This is a genomic window from Phaeobacter sp. SYSU ZJ3003 (assembly GCF_041300735.1).
Classification (GTDB): Bacteria; Pseudomonadota; Alphaproteobacteria; order Rhodobacterales; family Rhodobacteraceae; genus Phycobacter; species Phycobacter gallaeciensis_A.
In genome coordinates, this window is sequence record NZ_PXNU01000096.1 from 1 (window position 1) to 6,438 (window position 6,438).

The 6,438-nt window shown below is 59.9% G+C and carries 6 protein-coding genes; 5 read left to right on the forward strand and 1 reads right to left on the reverse strand.

All coding sequences use genetic code 11. The features are described 5' to 3' along the window. The first annotated feature begins 241 nt into the window (after positions 1-241). The 5 genes from C6W91_RS20455 to C6W91_RS20475 all read left to right on the forward strand — a co-directional run bounded on the left by C6W91_RS20455 (position 242) and on the right by C6W91_RS20475 (position 5,609). Positions 242-1,018, forward strand: a complete 777-nt coding sequence (locus tag C6W91_RS20455; protein WP_082996063.1) for an ABC transporter substrate-binding protein — start codon at positions 242-244, stop codon at positions 1,016-1,018. A gap of 166 nt (positions 1,019-1,184) precedes the next feature. Continuing rightward, positions 1,185-3,392, forward strand: a complete 2,208-nt coding sequence (locus tag C6W91_RS20460) for a bifunctional diguanylate cyclase/phosphodiesterase (protein ID WP_274866184.1) — start codon at positions 1,185-1,187, stop codon at positions 3,390-3,392. Positions 3,393-3,653: 261 nt separating this feature from the next. Continuing rightward, entirely contained in the window at positions 3,654-4,439 is a 786-nt protein-coding gene (locus C6W91_RS20465) for an ABC transporter ATP-binding protein (protein ID WP_342455894.1), read from the forward strand. Next, a complete protein-coding gene (locus C6W91_RS20470) occupies positions 4,414-5,013 on the forward strand; it encodes an energy-coupling factor transporter transmembrane protein EcfT (RefSeq protein WP_274837863.1) in 600 nt (199 codons plus the stop codon). The genes C6W91_RS20465 and C6W91_RS20470 overlap by 26 nt, the downstream gene beginning before the upstream one ends. 47 nt (positions 5,014-5,060) lie before the next feature. Continuing rightward, positions 5,061-5,609: a biotin transporter BioY gene (locus C6W91_RS20475; protein ID WP_274837862.1), complete on the forward strand. Its 549-nt coding sequence runs from the start codon at positions 5,061-5,063 to the stop codon at positions 5,607-5,609. Between the two features lie 140 nt (positions 5,610-5,749). On the opposite strand, the gene C6W91_RS20480 is transcribed toward C6W91_RS20475, so the two are convergent. Next, entirely contained in the window at positions 5,750-6,157 is a 408-nt protein-coding gene (locus tag C6W91_RS20480; protein ID WP_370571525.1) for a response regulator, read from the reverse strand. Positions 6,158-6,438 lie beyond the last annotated feature (281 nt).

A 6,438-nucleotide genomic window follows, 5' to 3' on the forward strand; every position in this document is an offset into this window, starting at 1 on the left:
ATATCACCACTCCTTTTCGGAGCCGTGAATCATGCAGCGAGACCGAAATCAATGCATCCTGACCCTAAGGCGCATTGCCCGCCTGCCTGAGGGCAAGATCGCGCGCGGTGTTTATTAAATTTCTCTCTATAAAACGACCGAAAATCACGGTGGTTTTGCGTTTTGTCGGGCAGGTACTGAGATTCATTTAACCCGTCTCGCGCAGTCTGACTGTTACTTGTTTTTAGGAGGTAACAGTCGCATGCGGAGTGTCCGTCCCATCCGTGCCAGATCAGCGATGAATGTTCTGGCTGCACTGTTGTTGCTAGGGACGCCTGTCAGCGCGGATGTCATTGACCTGCGCGCTGACGCCTGGTGTCCATTCAACTGCGATCCGGCCAGCGACCAGCCGGGGTATATGGTGGAAGTGGCGCAAGAGGCGCTGGCGCTTTTTGGGCACGAGGTACGTTATACGTCGATGACCTGGAGCCGCAGCCTGTCGCAGGCTCTCAGCGGCGACATTACCGGTGTCATCGGCACCGATCAGGAAGAATCGCCTGATCTGATCCTTGGCCCGCCCATGGGCAACTATCAGGAGGCTGTCGTGTTCCGCGCCGGGGAAGCCCGGTCAATCGCGACCGCCGAAGATCTGGAAGGTATCCGGATCGGGGCGATCTTGGACTATGAGTACAACACCGTGATCGCCGCCTATGTTGCAGAGAACGCCAGAAACCCCGAGCGGGTTCAGATGATCGGCGGCGATGATGCACTGAAACGAAATCTGCAAAAGCTGAAGGCCGGGCGGATCGACATGGCAATCGATGAACGTTCGGTTGTGACCTACATGATCGATCAGCTGGGATTGCAGGACGATCTGCAAGTCGCGAACTATGGCGAGGCGACCGAGCTTCACATCGGTTTCTCCCCGGCGCTGGAGGCATCTGCGCTTTATGCGCAGCAGCTGACAGAAGGGGTAGCGCAGCTCAAGGCATCTGGGCGCTACGGTGAGATCCTGAAACGCTATGGACTGACTGAGTAATTCTGCCATGAATGTTGTCGGCCCCAAAACCCTTCGCACCCGCATTCTGTTGGGCGTCCTGATCCCAGTTTTTCTAATCCTGGCGGCAGGTCTGACCTACGAATCCTATGATCACAGAGCGCATCTGATAGAGGGTCAGCACCAGCAAGGGGACATGGTCGCCCGATTGACGGCAACGACCGTGACGCAGGCTCTGTGGGATTTCGACATTGTTCAGGTGGAACAATCGCTGCAACAGATCGTGGCCCTTGGCCAGGTCGCAAGTGTTGAAATTATTGGTCTGGCTGGCGAGCAGATCGCGGCCGCTACCGCACCGGGGTTCACCCCGAGTGAAGGGGATTTCATCACCACACATGTGATCGAGTATGTTCTGGGTGACCAACACGAAGAGCTGGGAGAATTACGGCTGACTCTCCCAGTGGAACACGTCACTGGTCCCTTGATGGACACGACGGTTCAGCATGCTGCGGTCTCGGTACTTATCTTTGCTCTGCTGGCCGTCAGCGTGTTTCTTGTCCTGACGCGGATTTCGCAGCCGCTGACCAAGATCGGCACAGCGATCGACGATATTTACAATGGTCGGTTTGACACGGTGGTTCCCTATCAGTCCCGTACTGATGAGATCGGCATGCTGGCACAGACGCTGGAGCAGATGCGCCGCAATGAGGTCGAAATGGCAGACCTGCGCGCCCACACGACCGAAGCAAGCAGGCGCGAAAGAAAACGTATTTACCGCGCCCTGAAATCCACCCGCGATGGCGTGATCCTGACGGATGAAACGGGTCACGTGGTGTTCTCCAACGCCAACGCCAGCATCTTCTTTGCCGATGCGCGGGACGGGGAAAAACTGAACTTCCGCTCCTGGTTGCCGCAGGACGTGGCCGAACAGATCGAAGAACGCGTCGCCGCCAATCAGGATTTTGCCGCCGAGGCAAGCGTCACCCATTTCAACAGCGGTGAAGAGCTGAACCTGTTGGTGCGGGGCGGTCCGATCCGGGACGAAGAGGGCCTGTATTTGGGCACACTGCTGCTGGCCACCGATCACAGCGATCAGGCACGTCAGGCCGCGCGCGTCAAATTCATGGCGGAACATGACAGCCTGACCGGCCTGCCGAACCGGCGCCTGCTAGAGCACACCCTCGGCAACTGGCTCAATCAGGGGGAACAGGTATCGATCCTGCTGGCGGATCTGGATCATTTCAAGATGATCAACGACACGCTTGGCCATCCCACCGGTGACGCCCTGCTAAAGGTCGTGGGTGAAAAATTCCTGGGCAACTGCGGGAAAAACGCCTTGGCAGCGCGGCTTGGCGGCGACGAGTTTGCGATCCTCGTCAAAGGCGCCGCAAGCGAGGAACGCCTGAACAGCATTGCCAACTCGCTGGTCTATGATCTGTCGAAACCGCTGACCATCGACGGCAACGTCCTGCACACCGGCATGAGTGCGGGAATCGCAACCCTGTCTGGTTCTGAGGCCGGATCCACCGATGGCATCCGCTGCGCTGATCTGGCGCTTTATGAGGCGAAAAAGGGCGGCCGTGGCCGGGTCGAGATTTTCCACAAGGATCTGGAAACCGTCATCAAACGCAAAACCCTTCTGGAGCGGGAATTGCGCGGCGCCCTCAACGAAGGCAGCATCCGCCCCGTCTTTCAGGTCCAGACCGACCTCAAGACAGGTCAGATCATCGGATTTGAAACCCTTGCACGCTGGCATCACCGGCATCTGGGCAGCATCTCTCCGGCGGAATTCATCCCTGTCGCCGAAGACAGCGGGCTGATCCGCGAGCTAACCTACCAGATCATGACCCATGCCTTCCGCGCCGCGGCACGCTGGCATGACATGGGCTGGACCGGCCGGGTGGCAGTTAATCTCTCACCCAAGCTGTTTGGCTCGCAAGTCGATGAATTCGTCAATGACTGCCTGTATGAAACCGGCTGCCCCGCCAGCGCGGTCGAGGCCGAAATCACCGAAACAGTTGTCCTGTCGAGCGGCCAGTCTGCGCTGAAAGAGATCGAAGCCCTGCAACGGCTGGGCGTGACCGTGGCACTTGACGATTTTGGCATGGGCTATTCCTCGCTCAGCTACCTGCAGAAATTCCCGGTGAACAAGATCAAGGTCGACGCGGCCTTTGTCTCCAAACTGCCTGATTCCGCCGAAACCCGGGCCATCGTCGTGGCCATCGCGGAACTGGGGCATGCCCTTGGCATGCATGTCACCGGCGAAGGCGCTGAGACCGAACTGCACCGGCAACTGCTTCGGGAATGCAAGGTCGACTATCTGCAAGGCTATTTTGATGGTCCGCCCATGGCCGAACGTGCTGCGACCGCTCGTCTCTTCCCTGGCGCCGGTCTGCACCTGCAAATGTCCAACTGACAAGCGCGCACCAAAATTCGTAGCAAAACCTCGGTCACGGGTTGGTTATTCCTGTCTCAATCTCACTGGCGCTTCCGCAGCCCGGCACGCCGGTTCTGCTATTGCTTTGACACGGCGCAGGCTTTTGACCAGCCATCAGCCCCCTCCCGGCCTCGATTTGGCTGATTTTCTTGCGGAAAACGTTGCCTGAAGCAAAAAAACCGGTATCACCTGCCGAACCGATTTCGCCACGCCATCATCGCCACAAAGGAGCCCCGCGTTTTGAAACCTGCTGCACCGGACCAGAGGCTGGACAGCGCAGGCGCGCCCACTGCCGACTCTGCCCGGGCTGCCGTGGTGGATCTGCAGGCGGTGCATGTGATCGCAGGCGAAAAGACGCTGTTGCAGGACATCTCATTTCGCGCCGATGAAGCGCGGGTTGGAATCGTCGGGCGCAATGGATCAGGAAAAACCACTCTGTCGCGCGTCCTGGCCGGCCTGATCGCGCCAGATCAGGGAGAGGCCCGGGTCGACGGTATCGACCTGTCGCGCGACCGCAAGGCGGCGCTGGAGCTGGTGGGCGTGCTGTTCCAGAACCCAGACCGGCAGATCATTTTCCCCACGGTGGAAGAAGAGATCGGTTTCGGGCTGCGCCAGATGGGTCTGAGCAAATTCGACACCGCCGCAGAGGTGGCGCAAACCCTGGCCCGTTTCGGAAAATCGCAATGGGCAAAGGCGCCGACACATCTTCTGTCGCAGGGGCAAAAACAACTGCTGTGCCTGATGGCTATTCTCGCCATGAAACCGCGAATCATCCTGCTGGATGAACCCTTTGCCGGGCTGGATATCCCAACCCGCATGCAGTTGCAGCGCGCGCTGGATCAGGCCGAAGCACAGCTTTTCCACGTCTCGCACGACCCGCAACACCTGGAACACTATGACCGTATCCTGTGGATCGAGGCAGGCCAGCTGCGGGCCGATGGGTCACCCGCTGACGTCTTGCCGGAGTTCACCAGACAGATGACCGAATGGGGGGCAAGCGATGATCTCTCTGACCTCGCCAGTTGAAACCTGGGCGCACCGTTGGCCCGCGGGGCTAAAGCTGGCCATCCTCTGCGCCACCACGGTGGTTCTGTTCTCCCTGAAAACACCAGCGGCGCAGGGTGGCGCGCTGGCGCTGACGCTGGGTCTCTATCTCAGCGCCGGGCCCGTCTTTGCGCGCAGCGGCGTGCGGAGCCTGCGCATTCTCTGGCCCTTCTTCGTGGTCATCGCACTGTGGCATCTGATCGAAGGCACCCCGGCAACCGGGATGACCATCGCGCTGCGGCTGACCACCGCAGTGGCACTGGCGAATTTTGTCACCATGACCACCCGGCTCACTGATATGGTCGGGGTTGCCGCATGGCTGCTGACGCCGTTTCGCCGGATTGGCCTCAGCACCCGGGCGCTTGAAACCGCAATCGCGCTGGTGATCCGCTTTGGCCCGCTGCTGGCACATCGCGGCGCGGATTTGGCCGAGGCCTGGCGCGCAAGATCACCGCGCCGCCCGTCGTGGCGTATTGCCCTGCCGATGACCATTCTGGCGCTGGATGACGCCGACCACGTTGCCGAAGCGCTGAAGGCGCGCGGCGGCGTTCAATAATCTCACGCCCGGCTGCGCAGCGGGGCATGCACAAGGATCGAAATCACATGGAACGTTCTATCGCTTACATCGCTCTCTTTGCGGCGCTGATCGCCGCATTGGGGCTGATCCCGCAGATCACCCTTGCCTTTGGCGTGCCCGTTTCGGCCCAGAGCCTCGGTATCATGCTCTGCGGCACGGTACTGGGCGCCCGGCGCGGATTGCTGGCCGTCCTCCTGTTCCTGCTTCTTGTCGCCCTTGGCCTGCCCCTGCTGTCCGGCGGGCGCGGTGGGCTCAGCGTCTTTTCCTCGCCCACGGCTGGCTTCCTTGTTGGCTTCCCGATTGCGGCCTTTGTCACCGGCCTGATCATGGAGCGGATGCGGGGTATTCCGCTGGTGGCGACGGCGATCATCGCCGCGATGCTGGGCGGGATCGTCGTGCTCTATCTGTTTGGTGTGGCCGGAATGGCCATCACCCTCGACAAGTCCTTTACCGACGCTGCAGCCCTGGTCCTGATCTTCATTCCGGGCGACATCCTGAAGGCCGTGGTTGCCGGGCTGCTGACCGCCGGACTGGCGCGGGCGCGCCCCGGCAGCCTGCTATCGCGCAACAGCTAAGGTCCGACCCGAAGCCTCGGACACTCTGACATACACCGCAACGGAGCAGGCATGCGGCCTGCTCCGTTGATCAGATCGCCACACCAGCCTGATGCCCTTCGGCGCCTTAGTCCTCTTGGACCTCCTCGCCGCCGCAAAATTCATGCGCAAGATTGATAATCAGCCATTTGAACAGAGGCTTGGGCAGGATATCGATCATCCCCCCATTCGGTGCCACGCTGGAATTTCTCCAGGTTGGCGCAATCCGACATCCCAATGATCGCAGGGCCCGCCGAACCACCCCCAAGCGCGGCAATCTTCCGGGAAATCTCTCCCACCAGATTGCCAGCGGGAAACCGGATATCCATCAGCACCAGACCATACGCCGTCCGCCGCGCCGCGCAGCGCCGAAACGCCTCATGAGGATCCGCGCACAGTTCAAAAGGCACGCCCGCTTCGCGCAGGAATTCCTCCAGACGAAGGCGCACCCAGGGATCATCGTCAACGGCCAGGACCGACAGCGCCGGGATGGCGCGGGTTTCAATGGTTTCGGATCTCAAAGCAGACATAACAACACCCTCCCAAAGGCCGGGTTTCTACCCACAAACGTACCAACACCCCCAGAGCCTGTCTGGGATCGGCTGCGATCTGAAAATGCGGATTTACGACGCAAGGAAGACACGCTGAGAATCCGCATTCAGATTCAGCCCAAAAGGTCACATCTGGCGGAATACGACAGATCACACCCGCTCAGGTTGTTAACCTTAACACACCCCAAGACGTTAGGGTCAGGATTCATAACCAAAAGATGACGAGAGCCGCGAGCGCGATGGCAGAGAGAAACACCTTG